At 71.7% G+C, this 16,051-nt stretch carries 16 protein-coding genes; 4 read left to right on the top strand and 12 right to left on the bottom strand.

Features of this window, described 5'->3' with window-relative positions; all coding sequences use genetic code 11:
• Positions 1-20: 20 nt before the first annotated feature.
• The 4 genes from ACGF0D_RS04260 to ACGF0D_RS04245 form a co-directional block, all read right to left on the bottom strand.
• Complete coding sequence (locus ACGF0D_RS04260) at positions 21-1,547, bottom strand: AMP-binding protein (protein ID WP_392913918.1); 1,527 nt, start codon at positions 1,545-1,547, stop codon at positions 21-23.
• A 33-nt stretch (positions 1,548-1,580) separates the two neighbouring features.
• Complete coding sequence (locus ACGF0D_RS04255; protein ID WP_380458481.1) at positions 1,581-1,832, bottom strand: phosphopantetheine-binding protein; 252 nt, start codon at positions 1,830-1,832, stop codon at positions 1,581-1,583.
• A gap of 141 nt (positions 1,833-1,973) precedes the next feature.
• A complete protein-coding gene (locus tag ACGF0D_RS04250; protein ID WP_392913917.1) occupies positions 1,974-2,909 on the bottom strand; it encodes an ACP S-malonyltransferase in 936 nt (311 codons plus the stop codon).
• A complete protein-coding gene (locus ACGF0D_RS04245) occupies positions 2,906-3,829 on the bottom strand; it encodes a proline iminopeptidase-family hydrolase (RefSeq protein WP_392871724.1) in 924 nt (307 codons plus the stop codon). The genes ACGF0D_RS04250 and ACGF0D_RS04245 overlap by 4 nt, the downstream gene beginning before the upstream one ends.
• A 428-nt stretch (positions 3,830-4,257) precedes the next feature.
• Here ACGF0D_RS04245 and ACGF0D_RS04240 point away from each other — a divergent pair, with 428 nt between their 5' ends.
• The 4 genes from ACGF0D_RS04240 to ACGF0D_RS04225 all read left to right on the top strand — a co-directional run bounded on the left by ACGF0D_RS04240 (position 4,258) and on the right by ACGF0D_RS04225 (position 7,550).
• Complete coding sequence (locus ACGF0D_RS04240; RefSeq protein ID WP_392913916.1) at positions 4,258-5,487, top strand: cytochrome P450; 1,230 nt, start codon at positions 4,258-4,260, stop codon at positions 5,485-5,487.
• Between the two features lie 48 nt (positions 5,488-5,535).
• Positions 5,536-6,756, top strand: a complete 1,221-nt coding sequence (locus tag ACGF0D_RS04235; RefSeq protein WP_380458473.1) for a cytochrome P450 — start codon at positions 5,536-5,538, stop codon at positions 6,754-6,756.
• A 62-nt stretch (positions 6,757-6,818) separates the two neighbouring features.
• Positions 6,819-7,010: a ferredoxin gene (locus ACGF0D_RS04230; protein WP_392871731.1), complete on the top strand. Its 192-nt coding sequence runs from the start codon at positions 6,819-6,821 to the stop codon at positions 7,008-7,010.
• Between the two features lie 249 nt (positions 7,011-7,259).
• Complete coding sequence (locus tag ACGF0D_RS04225) at positions 7,260-7,550, top strand: YccF domain-containing protein (protein ID WP_392913938.1); 291 nt, start codon at positions 7,260-7,262, stop codon at positions 7,548-7,550.
• Between the two features lie 64 nt (positions 7,551-7,614).
• On the opposite strand, the gene ACGF0D_RS04220 is transcribed toward ACGF0D_RS04225, so the two are convergent.
• The 8 genes from ACGF0D_RS04220 to ACGF0D_RS04185 all read right to left on the bottom strand — a co-directional run bounded on the left by ACGF0D_RS04220 (position 7,615) and on the right by ACGF0D_RS04185 (position 15,913).
• A complete protein-coding gene (locus ACGF0D_RS04220; protein WP_392913915.1) occupies positions 7,615-8,883 on the bottom strand; it encodes an APC family permease in 1,269 nt (422 codons plus the stop codon).
• Positions 8,884-9,050: 167 nt separating this feature from the next.
• Positions 9,051-9,482, bottom strand: coding sequence for an SRPBCC family protein (locus ACGF0D_RS04215; protein WP_392871737.1), 432 nt, complete (start codon positions 9,480-9,482; stop codon positions 9,051-9,053).
• A gap of 103 nt (positions 9,483-9,585) precedes the next feature.
• Positions 9,586-11,217, bottom strand: a complete 1,632-nt coding sequence (locus tag ACGF0D_RS04210; protein ID WP_392913914.1) for an AMP-binding protein — start codon at positions 11,215-11,217, stop codon at positions 9,586-9,588.
• Between the two features lie 141 nt (positions 11,218-11,358).
• Positions 11,359-11,598, bottom strand: coding sequence for a chaplin (locus ACGF0D_RS04205; RefSeq protein WP_392913913.1), 240 nt, complete (start codon positions 11,596-11,598; stop codon positions 11,359-11,361).
• 98 nt (positions 11,599-11,696) lie between these two features.
• A complete protein-coding gene (locus ACGF0D_RS04200; protein WP_392913912.1) occupies positions 11,697-12,065 on the bottom strand; it encodes a hypothetical protein in 369 nt (122 codons plus the stop codon).
• Complete coding sequence (locus ACGF0D_RS04195; RefSeq protein WP_392913911.1) at positions 12,062-14,674, bottom strand: Hsp70 family protein; 2,613 nt, start codon at positions 14,672-14,674, stop codon at positions 12,062-12,064. Before ACGF0D_RS04195 ends, ACGF0D_RS04200 begins: the two co-directional genes overlap by 4 nt.
• 37 nt (positions 14,675-14,711) lie before the next feature.
• The gene (locus ACGF0D_RS04190; protein ID WP_392913910.1) at positions 14,712-15,491 is read right to left on the bottom strand and encodes a nucleotide exchange factor GrpE; all 780 of its coding nucleotides are present in this window, start codon (positions 15,489-15,491) and stop codon (positions 14,712-14,714) included.
• Complete coding sequence (locus ACGF0D_RS04185; protein ID WP_392913909.1) at positions 15,488-15,913, bottom strand: hypothetical protein; 426 nt, start codon at positions 15,911-15,913, stop codon at positions 15,488-15,490. Before ACGF0D_RS04185 ends, ACGF0D_RS04190 begins: the two co-directional genes overlap by 4 nt.
• Positions 15,914-16,051 lie beyond the last annotated feature (138 nt).

Raw genomic sequence — 16,051 nt, 5'->3', positions numbered from 1 at the left:
CGTCCTCTCCATCGTGAGCCTCAATCGGATGTCGTCGCGGCGTGGAGTGCGAGCTGCTTGCGGTCGATCTTTCGGTTCGAGTTCAGCGGGAACTCGGCCAGGTGCCGGTAGCGCTTGGGGACGATCGCCACCGGCAGCACCTTGCGCAGGTCACGGGCGAGTCGAGCCGGCGGCACGACCTCGCCGGTGTAGAAGACCACCAGCTCCACCGAGCCCTGAGCCGCGATCGCCACGGTGACCGCGTCCTGCACGCCGGGGCAGCTGCGCACCGCGGCGTCCACCTCGGCCAGCTCCACCCGCACCCCGAGCACCTGCACCTGCGCGTCGTCCCGGCCCAGGTAGAGCAGCTCACCACCGTCCGCCCGGCGAACCCGGTCCCCGGTGCGGTAGAAGCGCCGGCCGTTGCGGTCGAAGAACCGCCCCACGTCGTCGCCGGGATCGAGGTATCCGGCAGTCAACTGTGGTCCGGCAATGCACAGTTCTCCCTCGACGGCATCGTCCTCGCCGCTGGGGCCGAGCAGCAGGACCTGGTGTCCGCCGTGCACCGAACCGATCGGCACCATGCCGTTGAGCGCGTCCTCGCCCGCCCAGCGGTGGGCGGCGACGGTGATGGTCAGCTCGGTCGGCCCGTAGAGGTTCTCCAGCGTCGAATCCGGCGCCGCCGCCAGCCAGTCGCCCGCATCCTGGCAGCTCAGCGCCTCTCCGGCGAAGAAGCTCCAGCGCAGCGAGGGCATGCTGGCGGGCCCGAGACCCCCCATCCGCCGCACCAGCGCGATCGCGCTGGGGGTGGAGAACCAGACGGTCAGGCCGTTGTCCGCGATGAACCGCGGCATGTCCCGGTAGGCCTGCGGCGGCGGAACGACCAGCGTGCCACCGGCTCCCCAGGCGCAGAACAGGTCGAACATCGCGCAGTCGAAGTTGAGGTCGAAGTTCTGCGAGAAGACGTCCTCGGGACCGAAGTCGTACCGCTCGTCGAGCAGGCCGAAGTAGTGATGGGTGTTGGTGTGGGTGACCGGAACGCCCTTGGGCCGGCCCGTCGAGCCCGAGGTGAACAGGACGTACGCGGTGTCCTCGCCGCGCACCGGCATCGGCGCGGACAGCGCGCTGCCCGCCGCCAGCGGTACGGCCGGCTGCGGCTGACCGCCGGGGGCGAAGAGCACCGGGAGGTCGACGCCCTCCGCCCGCAGCCCGACCAGGGCCGGCAGCGAGTCGTCGTCGGCGATGAGCGCACCGACTCCGCTCGCCTCGATCATCTGCCGGGTGCGGGCGGCGGGGAAGGCCGGTTGCAGCGGGACCACGGTGATCCCGGTGTACAGGCCGGCCAGGATCGACGCGTACGCCGAGGGGCCCTTGCCCGCCAGCACGCCGATCGCCGCCGGCCGCGACGGCAGGTGGGCCAGCAGCGAACCGGCCAGCAGCAGCGCGCGCTCGTGCAGCTCCCGGTAGGTCAGGCTGGTCCCGCCTGCCAGCACTGCGGGGCGGTCCGCCGACTTGGCGAGTCCGCGCAGGAAACGCCCGGACAGCGCGAGGTCCACGGTGTCATCCATCGTGGTGGCCCTTTCGTGCCCCTCCCCGCCCCGTCAGGCCTCGGTGCCGATCAGCATGCCCGCCATGGCCTTCCAGAGCACGGCGGGGGTCTCGAAGGTCTCCGGGGTCAGCGCGTCGTCCAGGAAGCGGACGTCGTAGGCCGCCTCCAGGTTGCCCAGGAGCTCCACGGTGCCGAGCGAGTCCAGGCCCAGCTCACGCAGCGGGGTGTCGCTCTCCAACTGCTCGCCCGGGGGCAGGAAGGGCAGGAAGCGGCGCAGGGTCTCTTCGAACTTCTCGTCCCACATGGTCACTCCATCACTGTCGTTGCTCGTCGTAGTGTGCTCGGACGGCGCCGAAGCGGCGCCGGTGTGCTCGGGCGGCGCCGACCGGCGTCGGCGCGTTCTGCCAGGTGCGTTCCAGGAGGGGCCGGACCCTCGCCTCGGCGCTCAGCCGACGGCGGACCGGCGCCTGGGGGTCATCGCCAGCCGGGGGTTGGCCGGCACGACCTCGAAGTTCCCCGTGGTGCACGGGACTCGGCCGAACAGGCTGTCAGGGCCCGCGACACAGACCCGCTCGACGCCGAGCCGCTTGAGACCGGCCACCGCGTCCGGCCAGCGCAGCGGACGCACGATGCTGTCCAGCAGCATCGTGCGCACCTGCTCGGCCGTGGTGAGCAGCGCACCGTCCTGGTCGGCCACCACCGGCAGCTTCGGGTCGGTGAAGTGCAGGGTGGACAGCACCTCGCGCTCGGCCTTGTCCCGCAGCCCGGCGAAGGCGCCCGAGTGCAGCGGCGGACGCATGGTGTAGAGCGGCATCCCACCGATCGCGCGCAGCCGCTGCTGCATCCACTCCACCCGGGACTCGCGCAGCGAGAGCATGTAGAAGCCCTCGTCGATGTAGCAGGAAATGTCGTGCCACTCGCCCTGCTCGTCCAGCTCGGCGAGGATCTCGCCCAGTTTCTCCTCGGGAGTACGGACGAAGGAGAGCACCACGATGTCGGTGTGCTCCTGGCCGAAGTACTCGTCCATGCAGCGCGCGAGTTCCGCGGTCATCCGCACGGCCTCGGGCATCGAGAGCGACTGGGCGAAGGCGACCGCCGCCTTCTCGCCGAAGCTGGGGCCGAGGACGGCCTCGGCTTCGACGCCGAGGGCATCCTGCGCCCAGTCGGCGCTGGCCAGGCAGTTGACCAGGAAGGCCACCTGGGCTGCCTCGGAGTAGTCGCCCTCGGCCTCGCGGAAGGCGTCCACCAGGGAGTAGCCGAGGACCTCGTCGGCGACCGTGACCAGTTCCCTGGCGAAGCGGTTGGCCACCATGAACCGGCCGACGTCGTCGAAGGTGGCCGGGCCCATACCGGGGAAGACCATCGCTGTTCGCTTCGTCATGACCGGCTCTCCCTCACCGGCTGCGCCAGCTCCTTCAGGAAGCCCACCATCACCTCGGTGAAGCGATCCGACTCCTCCAGGTGCGGGCAGTGGCTTGAGTTCTCGAAGATCTCCCAACGCACGTTGGGGATGCGGTCGAAGTAGGGCTGCATCGTCACCGGGGTGGCCTCGTCGTACCTGCCGCTGATCAGCAGCGTCGGCGTCCGGATCGCGTCCAGTTCGTCGATGATCGACCAGTCCTTGAGGGTGCCGATCACGTGGAACTCGTTGGGCCCGTTCATCGTGTAGTACACGGTCGGGTCGTTGTAGATCTCCATGAAGGAGGAGAGGAAGTCCTTCGGCCAGGGCAGGATCCGGCACACGTGACGGTCGTAGAAGACCCGCATGGCGGCCAGGTACTCGGGCGACTCGAAGGTCTCGGCCGCCTCGTGCCGCAGCAGGGTCTCCTGCACGTCCGGCGGCAGCTGCGCGCGCAGCACGGCCATCTCACTGAGCCACAGCGGGTAGGAGGCGGGCGAGTTGGCCACCACCAAGCCGCGCAGTCCGGCCGGCCGGGTCATCGCGTGCTTCGCGGCGAGCAGGCCGCCCCAGGACTGGCCGAACAGCACGTAGTTGTCGGCGATGCCCAGTTCGCTCAGCAGGTTGGTCAGTTCGGCGGCGAAGAGGTCGGTCTTCCAGAAGTCGGCGCCCTTGTCGGGCAGATGGGTCGAGCCACCGTTGCCGAGCTGGTCGTAGTGCACCACCGGCCAGCCCTGCTCGGCGAGTTCGGTCAGCTGCAGCAGGTAGTCGTGGGTGCTGCCGGGACCGCCGTGCACCACCACCACGGCCGGTTTCTCCGCTCGGAGGTCGCCGGTGACCCGGTACCAGGTTCGGTACTCCCCGAACGGGACGGTTCCCTTAGCGCTGGGCTCCAGGGGCACGGTAACCACCTCAGTCGACAGACGTGTTCGGGGTGCATGGAAAGTGATCCGGTCCCGACGCTAACGCGCTGCGACGGCCCGACTGGACCCCTAGCGGCCCCTAGCCCAGCAGGGGCGCGAGCCGGATCGGCCCGGGTCGCGACACAGGCCACGCGGTAGGGGTCGGCAGGGGGTGTGGTGCGGTGATCGGGCCGCCTAACGTGCGAACAGCGGTCGAATGCGCCGTACGGATGGCCGCTCCACGCGCCCGGGTCCTCCTCGCGCCGGGGCCTTCCTCGCGCGGAGGGGCGGAGGGCTTCTTCGCGCCGGGGGCCTTCCTCACACCGGGATCAGCGTGCCCGGATCAGCGTGCTCACGCATGCGACGCACGCGAGTTCCGACGTATGCGGGTTCGAATGAGTTCGTTCCAGTGAGTTCGAGAGGGCACCATGACCCAGACTGCCGACCAAGACCGTCCGGCCACCCAGCCGCCGGCCTTCCCGATGCCGCGTTCCTGCCCTTTCAGCCCGCCGGCGCAGTACGCCAAGCTCCGTGAGAGCGAGCCGATCTCTCGGGCGGTCCTCAAGGTCAACGGCAAGCCCACCTGGCTGGTCAGCACCTACGAGAGCATGAAGAAGGTCCTCGGCGACTCCCGGGTGAGCGCCAACCTCAAGCTGCCCGGCTACCCGCTGCAGGTGCCGGTGCCCGAGGAGATGCTGCAGGCCGTCCCGCTCACCTTCCTCTCCATGGACCAGCCCGAACACACCGTCCAGCGCCGGCTGCTGGCGCCCGAGTTCAGCCTGCGCCAGATTCGCGCGCTGCGCCCCCGGATCCAGCAGATCGTGGATGCCCGGATCGATGCGATGCTGGCCGAGGGCGGCCCGCTGGACCTGGTGGCCGCACTCGCACTGCCGGTGCCCTCGCTGGTGATCTGCGAGCTGCTCGGCGTCCCCTACGAGGACCACCCGCGCTTCGAGCACTGGGCCGGCCAGATCATGAACCATGACATCAGCGACGCGGAGCGCGGCCTGGCGCACTACGAACTCGACCAGTACGTCGACCAGTTGGTCACCAACAAGGAGACCACGCCGGGCGACGACATGATCAGCCGGCTGATCGCGGCCAACCGCGCCGAGCCCTCCGTCGAGCACGCCGACATCGTGAGCATGGCCCGGCTGATGCTGGTCACCGGCCACGAGACCACCGCCAACATGATCGCGCTGGGCACTCTGGCCCTGCTGGAGCACCCCGACCAGCTCGCCGCGGTCAAGGCCGACTCCACCCTGCTGCCCAAGGCCGTCGAGGAGTTGCTTCGGTTCTTCAGCATCTCCGACGCCGGCACCGCCCGGGTCGCACTGGAGGACATCGAGATCGACGGAGTCGTCATCAAGGCAGGCGAGGGCATCCTGCCGCTCAACAACTCCGCCAACCACGACGAGAGCGTCTTCCCCGACGCCGACACCCTCGACATCCGGCGCGAGGCCCGCAGCCACCTCGCCTTCGGCTACGGCATCCACCAGTGCATCGGCCAGAACCTCGCCCGGATCGAACTCGAAATGGTCTACGAGACCCTGTTCCGGCGCATCCCCGGCCTCAAGCTCACCGTCCCGATGTCCGAGCTCAAGTTCAAGGACGACGCCATCGTCTACGGCATGTACGAACTGCCCGTCACCTGGTGACCCAGGCGGATCGATCCGACCAGTCGAACCCGACTCCGAGAGGGCACCATGACCCAGGACCACCTGGCGACCGAACTGCCGAACTTCCCGATGACCCGCACCTGTCCGTTCAGCCCGCCGGCGCAGTACGCCAAGCTCCGTGAGAACGAACCGATCTCCCAGGCGGTACTCAAGGTCACCGGCAAGCCGGCCTGGCTGGTCACCACGCACGAGCACGTCAAGACGGTGCTCGGCGACTCCCGCGTGAGCTCCAACCTCAAACTGCCCGGCTACCCGCACCAGTTCCACATCCCCGAGGAGATGCTCCGCGAGGTCCGCCTCATGCTGCTCTCCATGGACCCGCCGGAGCACACCGCCCAGCGCCGCTACCTGATCCCCGAGTTCACCGCCCGCCGGATGCGCGCGCTGCGCCCCCGGATCCAGGAGATCGTGGACGCCCGGATCGACGCGATGCTCGCGGCCGGCGGACCGGTCGACCTGGTGGCCGCACTCTCGCTGGCGGTGCCCTCGCTGGTGATCTGCGAGCTGCTCGGCGTCCCGTACGAGGACCACCCGCAGTTCGAGGAGTGGTCGGCGCTGATGATGAACCACGACATCAGCCCGGAGGAGTACGGCGCCGCGGTCGTCGGCCTGGACATGTACCTGGACAGGCTGATCACCGCCAAGGAGGCCGAACCCGGCGACGACCTGATCAGCCGGTTCATCGAGAAGAACCGCGAAGAGCCGATCGCCGACCACACCGACATCGTCACCATGGCCCGGCTGATGCTGGTCGGCGGGCACGAGACCACCGCCAACATGATCTCGCTCGGCGTGCTCGGCCTGCTGGAGCACCCCGAGCAGCTCGACGCCGTCAAGGCCGACCACGAGCTGCTGCCCGGCGCGGTGGAGGAACTGCTGCGGTTCTTCAGCATCTCCGACTCCGGCACCGCCCGGGTCGCACTGGAGGACATCGAGATCGACGGCACCGTCATCAAGGCAGGCGAGGGCATCCTGCCGCTCAACAACTCCGCCAACCACGACGAGAGCGTCTTCCCCGACGCCGACACCCTCGACATCCGCCGCGAGGAGGCCCGCAGCCACCTCGCCTTCGGCTACGGCATCCACCAGTGCATCGGCCAGAACCTCGCCCGGATCGAACTCGAAGTCGTCTTCGGCACCCTGTTCCGGCGCATCCCCGGCCTCAAGCTGGCCGTCCCGGTGTCCGAGCTCAAGTTCAAGGACGAGGCCCTGGTCTACGGCGTCCACGAGCTCCCCGTCACCTGGTGACCGTTCAGCCCACAGAGGTCCACTCCACCGAAGTTCACCCCACAGAGCGAGGTACAACCACTATGCGTGTCAGCGTCGACCCCGACCGGTGTGTGTCGGCCGGCCAGTGCGTCATGCGCGCCCCCGACGTCTTCGACCAGGACGACGACGGCATCGTGACGCTGCTCCAGGAGGAGCCGCCCGCGGAGCTGCACAAACTGGTCAGGCAGACCGCCTCGCTCTGCCCGGTGCGGCTCATCCAGATCACCGAGTAGCCGAAGGACGGCTGAGCGAACACCCCCACCGATCGCCGCACACGCCCGGCGGGGCGTGGCGCGTTTGCGGGGCCCCGCTCCCTGGACCGGGCCGGCGTTCGCCGCTCTCCGGCGTGGTCGGGGCCCCGACCACGCCGCTCACCGCAGCGTCCCGGTCCCGGGAGAGCTCCGTCGACTGCGCCGCTCCCACCCCGGTCGGAAGCCGGAACCGCAGCACGCTCGCCGCGCGAACCGGAGCGCCCGGCAACGATCCCGTTCGGCACCGCGTCGTTCCGGCTGGCCGGGTTCATCCTGTGGCCGTTCGGGCGGACGGCGGTGGAGCGGCCCGACGCGGGGCCGGCGTCCTGCGTGGGGAACGTCATCTGGCTGGTGTTCGCCGGCTGGTGGCTGGCTCTCGGGCACCTCATCACGAGCATCCCGCTGTTCCTGTCGATCATCGGCATCCCCTTCGGGTGGGCCAACCTGAAGATGATCCCGGTCTCACTGATGCCGCTCGGCCGCGAGATCGTGCCGACCGACCAGGAGTGGGGCGCGCGGTAACCGTCACGGACGTCGACGGCCGGCGAGGGCAGCAGCCCTCGCCGGCCGTTCGCGTTTCCGGGGGTCAGGGGCGGCGGGTGAGGGCCTTGCGCGCCGCGTAGGCGGCGGCGCCGAGGGCGAGGACCGCGGCGCCCCAGAGGACGGAGCCGGCGGGGAGGGCGAAGGCGAGGACGAGGCAGCCGGCCGTGCCGAGGACGGGGACGGCCCGCGGGGGGCGGCCCTCGGCGGGGGTGAGGGTCCAGGCGGAGGCGTTGGCGACGGCGTAGTAGGCGAGGACGCCGAAGGAGGAGAAGCCGATCGCGCCGCGGATGTCGCCGAGGGCCGCGGCGAGGGCCACCACCGCGCCGACGGCCAGCTCGGCGCGGTGCGGGACGCCGAAGCGGGGGTGGACGGCGGCGAGGGGGTGCGGGAGGTGGCGGTCGCGGGCCATCGCCAGGGTGGTGCGGGAGACGCCGAGGATCAGGGCGAGCAGCGAGCCGAGGGCGGCGACCGCCGCGCCCGCGCGCACCACCGGGACGAGGGCGGGCGCTCCGGCGGCCCGGACGGCGTCGGCCAGCGGAGCGGTGCTGTGGGCGAGGCGGTCGGGGCCGAGGACGGCCAGGACGGCGAGGGCGACGGCGGCGTAGACGACCAGGGTGATGCCGAGGGCGAGCGGGATCGCCCGGGGGATGGTGCGCTGGGGATCGCGGACCTCCTCGCCGAGGGTGGCGATCCGGGCGTACCCCGCGAAGGCGAAGAACAGCAATCCGGCGGCCTGGAGCACGCCGTGGAAGCCGGCGTCCGCACCGACGGCCCAGTGGCCGGTGTCGGCCGCGCCGCCGGCCAGGCAGGCGGTGACCACGGCGGCGAGCACCGCCAGGACGACGGCCACGATCGCCCGGGTCAGCCAGGCGGCCTTCTGCACGCCCACGTAGTTGACGGCGGTCAGCGCCACCACGGCGGCGACCGCGACGGCGTGGGCCTGGGCGGGCCAGACGTAGGAGCCGACGGTGAGGGCCATCGCGGCGCAGGAGGCGGTCTTGCCGACGACGAAGCCCCAGCCGGCCAGGTAGCCCCAGAAGTCGCCGAGCCGCTCGCGGCCGTAGACGTACGTGCCGCCGGACTGCGGGTAGCGGGCGGCGAGCCGGGCCGAGGAGGTGGCGTTGCAGTACGCCACCACGCCGGCCAGTGCCAGCCCCACCAGCAGTCCGGAGCCCGCCGCCCCGGCGGCGGGCGCCAGCGCGGCGAAGACGCCCGCGCCGATCATCGAGCCCAGCCCGATGACCACGGCGTCGAACACCCCCAGGTGCCGCCGCAGCTCCCCCGGGGCGGCCGCCGTCGGCGACGAGCTCATGCGCTGTACCTCTCTCGATCCGGCTGTGGTGTCGGCGCACCCTACCGGAGGGAGGGGAACAGGGGGTGCGGGGCCGGGGTGCCGAGGAAACCGCTGGTCAGCGGGGGTCGAGGGGGGGAGGTGGGGCGAAAGGGGCCAGGGTGTCGGGGCGCCGAGGAGACCCCAGGTCAGCGGCTGAGCCGGGCCTCCAGGGCGCGCAGGTCCGCGGTGAGGGCGGCGCGCACCTGGCAGGACATCAGCGGGCCGACCAGGAGGGGGCCGCCGCGGACGCGGATGCGGGCGAAGGTGCCGGCCTGGGTGGGTTCGAAGGTGTAGGTGACGCGCATGGGCATCGGCCCGGCGACGGAGACCATGTCGAGCACCGTCGGCGGGCGGTGGCGTGCCACGCGCAGCACGTACCGGAAGGACCTGCCGAGGAAGTGCGCGGTCCGGGTGACCTCGGCGCCCACGCCGAAGCCGCCGGTGTCGGCCTCCCGGGTGAGGGCGGCGGTGCGGATGCCCCGGGTCCACTCGGAGTCGTGGCGCCAGTCCATCGCGTAGGCGGCGACGGTGGCCGGCGGGAGGGGGATCAGGCGTTCCACTGTGACGTCGAGGGGCATGATCACACTCTCCCGCCGGGCGGGCCACCGCGCTCCCTGGACCCGCCCGGGGGAAGGGCCGAACGGGTGGATCCGCCGGCGCCCCGGGATCAGGGCCCCGTGATCAGAGCCCCAGGATCCGCTGGGCCTGTGCCCGCATCTCGACCTTGCGGATCTTCCCGGTGACCGTCATCGGGAACTCCTCGACCACGTGCACGTAGCGCGGGATCTTGAAGTGGGCGAGCCGGCCGGCGCAGTACGCGCGGACGGCCTCGTCGGTGAGCGGTTCGGCACCCTCCCGCATCCGGATCCAGGCCATCAGCTCCTCGCCGTACTTGGCGTCGGGGACGCCGATGACCTGGACGTCCAGGATGTCCGGGTGGGCGTGGAGGAACTCCTCGATCTCGCGCGGGTAGAGGTTCTCGCCGCCGCGGATCACCATGTCCTTGATCCGGCCGGTGATGGCGAGGTAGCCGTCCTCGTCCATCACCGCGAGGTCCCCGGTGTGCATCCAGCGGGCGGCGTCGACGGCCTCGGCGGTGCGTTCGGACTCGCCCCAGTAGCCGAGCATGACGGAGTAGCCGCGGGTGCACAGTTCGCCGGGTTCGCCGCGCGGGACGGTACGGCCGGTGACCGGGTCGACCACCTTGACCTCCAGGTGCGGGCCGACCCGGCCCACCGTGGTGACCCGGCGCTCGACCGGGTCGTCGACCCGGGTCTGGGTGGAGACCGGTGAGGTCTCGGTCATGCCGTAGCAGATGGAGACCTGCGCCATGCCCATCCGCCCGATGACCTCCTTCATCACCTCGCTCGGGCAGGGCGAGCCGGCCATGACGCCGGTGCGCAGGCTGGTGAGGTCGTAGCGGTCGAAGTCCGGGTCGGCCAGTTCGGCGATGAACATGGTCGGCACGCCGTACAGCGAGGTGCAGCGCTCGGCGGCGACGGCGGCGAGGGTCGCGCCGGGCTCGAAGGACGGGGCGGGGATGACCATGCAGGCGCCGTGCGAGGTGGCGGCAAGGTTTCCCATCACCATGCCGAAGCAGTGGTAGAAGGGCACCGGGACGCAGATCCGGTCCTGCTCGGTGTAGTCGAGCAGCTCGCCGACGAAGTAGCCGTTGTTGAGGATGTTGTGGTGCGAGAGCGTCGCGCCCTTGGGGAAGCCGGTCGTCCCGGAGGTGTACTGGATGTTGATCGGGTCGTCGGGGGCCAACTCGCCCTGGCGCTCGGCGAGTCGGGCTGGGTCGGCGCGCCTCCCGGCGGCGGTCACGGCCTCCCATTCCGCACCGCCGATCAGCAGGACGCGCTCCAACTCCGGGCAGCGGGGCCTGACTTCCTCGATCATTCCGGCGTAGTCGGAGGTCTTGAAGCGCTCGACGGCGACCAGCAGCCGGATGCCGGCCTGATTCAGCACGTACTCCAACTCGTGGGCCCGGTAAGCCGGGTTGACCGTCACCAGGATCGCGCCGAGCTTGGCGGCGGCGTACTGGGTGAGCGTCCACTCGGCGCAGTTGGGGGCCCAGATGCCGACCCGGTCCCCCTTGGCGATCCCGAGTTCCAGCAGGCCGAGCGCCAGGGTGTCGACGTCGGCGGCGAGTTCGGCGTACGTCCAGCGGCGGGCGGTGGCCCGGTCGACCAGGGCATCGCGCTCGGGGAAGGCGCGCACCGCGCGGTCGAGGTTCTCCCCGATGGTGTCACCGAGCAGCGGGACGTCCGCGGTGCCGGAGGCGTAGCTGCGTGGGGTCGGCGTGGTCGGCACGGGCTGGCTCCCGGGGACGGCGGTGCGGGTCAGGGACCATGCTCGCCGTCCCGGCCGCGCGCCGCTACCCCCGAACGGGGGTGCGGACACGGCGCTGGGGCCGTCCGTCGGGTTCGACGGACGGCCCCAGCGCGCGGGGTGTTACTTGTTGACGCAGGGGCCGCCGAAGGCCGGGTTGAGCAGGCCGATGATGTCGATCGAGTTCCCGCAGACGTTGAGCTCGGCGTTGATCGGGATCTGGATCTGGTTGCCGGACAGGACGCCAGGGCTGTTGGTGGCGATGCCGAAGGCGGTGGCGTCGCCGGCGGAGGCGGTCCCGGCGCCGGCGAGGACCGTCACCGCGGCGAGGGCGGTGGCAGCGAGGGTGGTACGCATACGCATTGCGTCGCTCCTTGTGAGCATGGAGGTTCGAAGTGTGACGATCACACCCGCCCACGATCACAAGCGATCCGCCCCGCCGCGCGCCGGATTGACCCGTCCTAGGGCGTGCCGCCCTCCGGCCCCTCCTCCCGCCCCGCCGGCGCCGCGCCCCCGTGACCGGCCACGCTCAGTGATCCCAGCAGCTCCCGGGCCGGACGCAGCCCGGGATCGGCCGCCACCGCCCGGTGCAGCAGCCCCAGCGCGAGCGCCTCCTCCCCCGCCGCCAGGGCTGCCAGCGCCCGGTTGTAGTCGATCCGACCGGCGTAACGCAGCCGGAACAGCACCGACAGGTCCTCCCGGCAGGAGGGGCAGCGCAGGGTCTGCCGGTCCGCCGGCACCCTGCACAGCGGGCACGGCACGTCCACGGCGTTCAGGGCATCCAGCGCGTCCAGGGCGCCCGGGGCCTCCGGCGCGTCCGCGGCCCTCATCGCGGCCCCGCCTCCTCCGGGCGGACCGGGCCGAGCGACTCCGGGGCCGGCTCGCTGCCCAGCTCCCGCTGCGCCTGCGCGTACAGGGCCAGCAGGTTCGACATGTGGGTGTTGACCTCCGCCATGTTCGGGGCCTCCACGGCCGCGTCCAGGCCGCGCAGCTCGGCCATGATCAGCTGGGCCAGGGCCGGCGAGACCATGTTCTGGGTCACGTAGACGTTGCACATGGTGATCATCCGCATGGTGTGCCCGAGCGAGTCGCAGAGTTCGTCCGCCTTCCGGGCCGCGCGCACCGCGCCCTCCCAGTCGGCGGCCTCGCGGCGCAGCCGCAGCTCGGCGGCCACCGAGCGCAGCCGGTCCAGGTCGCTCGGGTCGAGGTGCTTCTCGCAGTAGTGGATGAACAGGCTCAGGTACGCCTCGGAGCCGCGCACCCAGCGCTGGGCCTTGAGCTGCTGCTGGGCCCGCTCCAGCGCCGCGTCCACCGACTGGCCGCGGGTCTGCCCGGCCGCCAGGTCGTCCAGGGTGTCCATCAGTCGCTGTGCCTCGCGCCGCTCGGCCTCGGTCAGCTCGCTGCCCCAGCGGTCGGTGAAGGACTCGATCTGCCGCTGCTGCTCCTCGACCTGCACCTTCAGCTCGGGGTCGAGGGTGACCCGCTCCAGCTTGACGGTCTTCTCCGCGCCGCCCTGGATCCGCACCGACAGGGTGATGGTGCGGTCCCGGTCGAGGCCGAAGGAGACCTCCACCGGGGTGCGGCCGCCCAAGCCCTCGGGCAGCCGCAGGGTGAGGTGGCCGATCAGCTCGTTCTGCTGGGCGATCTCGTGCTCGCCCTCGTAGACCGCGATCTCCAGCCGCTGGCGCCCGCTGCCGGAGACCACGAACTCCCGGCTGACCGGCGAACTCGTCGGGTAGCTGCTGTTCTTGGGGATGATGACGGCGAGGCGGCCGTCGTTCAGCTCGATGCCGAGGTTCTTCGGGGTGATGTCGAACGGGTTGGTGACCTGCGCCAGTTCGCCACAGCCCGGGCAGACCTCGCAGCCGGGCGGGTTGACCACCCCGCAGGAGGCGCAGCGCAGACCGACGTCCTCGGCGGCGGTGGTGGCCACCCTGGTCCGGCCGGGGGCGGCCGAGTTGAGCGGCTCACCGCACAGTTCGCAGGCGGTGACCCCGGGGGCGGCCGGGGTGCCGCAGCGCGGGCAGTTGCCGCCGTGCACCACGGTGGTGGCCCCGGTCCGCTGCTGGGCCGTCGTGCCGCCCGGGCCGCCGGGGCCGGTTCCGGTGGTTCCCGTGGCACCGTTGGCACCCGAACCGTCCAGCGCCTGCTCGCACTTGGGGCAGGCGGCGGCGTCGGCGTCGACCGGGATGTGACACGTCGGGCAGGAGACCCGGGCGCCGCCGAGCAGGGTGGTGGCGCAGTTGGCGCAGTTGGAGGCGGACAGGTCGCCGGGGGCCCGGCACTCGGGGCACTCCACCTCGCCGACCAGCGCGGACTGCACGGCCGCACCGAGCGCCACGCACTGCATCGGGTTGACGCCACGCCTGATCCGGCGCGGGCCGAAGACCTCGCCGAGCCGGCGGGCGACCAGCGGGATCGCGGTCGAGCCGCCGACCAGCACCACCTCGTCGATGTCCCCGACGGTCAGGTTGGCCTGCATGATGGCCTTGTGGGTCAGCTCGATGGTCCGCTCGATCCGGCCCTCGATCAGCTCCTCGAACCGGGCCCGCTCGAACTCCGTCTCCAGCACCAGCTGCCCGGCGCCCAGGCCCGGCAGGATGACCTCGGAGGACTCCTGGTTGGAGAGCTCGATCTTGATGGTCTCGGCGGTGGCGGCGATCTTCGGGCGGTCGCGCAGGTCGGGCTGGTACTCCGCGCCGTACTCCTCGCGGATGTCCTCCAGCAGCGCGGTGGTGATCCCGCGGTCGAAGTCGTCGCCGCCGAGCAGGTTGTCACCCTCGATGCCGAGCACCGAGACCGAGCCGGGCACCAGCAGCAGGATGGAGATGTCGAAGGTGCCGCCACCGAGGTCGTAGACCAGGACGGTCTTCCCCTCGTCGCCCGCCTCGGAGGTGATGCCGTACGCGAGGGCGGCGGCCGTCGGCTCGTTGATGATCCGCAGCACGTGCAGGCCGGCCATCCGGCCCGCCTCCTGGGTGGCCGCGACCTGCCGCTCGCCGAAGTACGCCGGGACGGTGATGACGGCCCGGTGGAAGGGCTCGCCGAAGCGCTGCTCGGCGTCCTCCTTGAGGCGGTGCAGGATGATCGCGGAGATCTCGATCGGGGTGTACGAGCGGCCGTTGAACCAGACGTTGACGTCTCCGTCGGTGCCCGCGGTGACCTTGTAGTCCACCTCCTTCAGGGCCGCCTGGACCTGCGGGTCCTTGAACTTGCGGCCCATGAAGCGCTTGACCGAGCGGATCACGTTGGCGCCGTCGATGGCGATCCGGCTGCGCGCGGTGGAGCCCACCAGCAGCTCGCCCTTGCGGCCGCTGCCGACCACGGAGGGCGTGGCCTCCTGGTTCTGGCGGTTGAAGATGATCTCCGGCTCGCCCCGGCGCAGGTGGGCGACCACGGAGTTGGTGGTGCCCAGGTCGATGCCGAGTGTGCGGTACATGTCGTTCCCCTCTTGCCCCTCGTGGTCCTGGTCCTGGCTAGTTCTTGCGCTTGGCCTGTTGGGCCTGTTGGGCCACGGCCTTGGCCCGGCGGCGGGCCCGGGGCGGGGCTGCCTTGGGCTGGACGCGGATGACCGGCGCGGTGGCGACGGTGGCGGTGGCGGTGGCCTCAGGTGTCTCCGGCGCCTCGGGCGTCTCCAACACCTCGGGTTCGACGGCTTCGGTGGCCTCGGGCGCCTCGGCTTCGACGGCGTCGGTGACCTCGGACGGCTCCAGCGCCCTTTCGGGCTCCGGGTCCGGCTCCGGGTCCGGCTCCGACGCGGCGACCACCACCTGGGCCCGGCGCAGCACCTCGTCCTCCCAGAAGAACCCGGTCACCACCGTCCGCACCACCGTCTCCGGCGCCACCCCGGGCCGGGCCTCGGTGCCCACGATCTCGGTCAGGTCCGGGTCGGCCGTCATGCCCTCCAGCCGCATCGGCCGCACCTTGGCCTTGGCCAGCTGCCCGAGCAGCCGCCTCCGGGTGGCCTCCAGGCCGGCGCCGCGCCCGAGCGCCACCAGTTCGCGGTCCAGGCCGAGGGCGGCGAGCGCGTCGTCCACCTCGACCAGGATGCCCAGGAGTTCGCGCTGCTCGGCCCGGGCCGCCTGCTTCTGCTCCGCCAGCTTGCTCCCCAGCAGCGAGGCCCGGAAGAGCAGCCGGCCGAACGCCGCCTCCAGGTCGACCTCCTCGACGCCGGGCGGGATCTCCAACGGCCGGTGACTGCCGAGCAGTTCAGCGGTCGATGCGCCGGCGGGTATGTCAGTGGGTGCGTCGGTCATTCGGGTACCTCGATCTGCGGCAGCACGGACAGGTCCGCCGCGTAGCGGGCGGGGACGGGCGGTTCGGGGTCGGCGCCGCCGGGGGCGGGCTCGGCGAAGTCGGCGGCCAGCTCGGCCCGGTGGAGGGCGGGCAGGGTGGCGACGGGCGGCAGCGGCGCGCGCTCGATCACCAGCAGCGGTTCGGCGAGCGCGGGGGCGAGCAGTTCGGCGGCCCGGTCCACCGGTTCCGGCGGGAGCGGCTGTTGGAGGTCCGCCTCCAGGCGCCGGTCCGGGTTGCGCAGCAACGCGGCGGCCTCCTGGATCTGTTGGCGGCTGTAGCGGCCGGCCCGCATCGCCGGTCCGACGGCGAGGTTGATCTCGCGCACGCCGGCCGTGAGCGGGATGCCCAGGACCTCGTACGGCGACGGTTCGTGCAGTGGCATGGCGGGCGGTCCCTCTCCTCACAGTGGCCGGGGTGGGTGGCTGGGGTGCCGGTCCGGGCGCTGGCCCGGTCGGCGGTCCGGGTGGCGGTTCGGCTGCGGCGTACGGTCTGGGACGCCGTCCAACTGCCGTACGGTTGC

The sequence above is a fragment of the Kitasatospora sp. NPDC048298 genome (genome assembly GCF_043201465.1).
In the GTDB taxonomy this organism is placed as follows: Bacteria; Actinomycetota; Actinomycetes; order Streptomycetales; family Streptomycetaceae; genus Kitasatospora.
The sequence above is the reverse complement of the archived record's forward strand: the minus strand, read 5'-3'. Positions and strand labels throughout refer to the sequence as shown.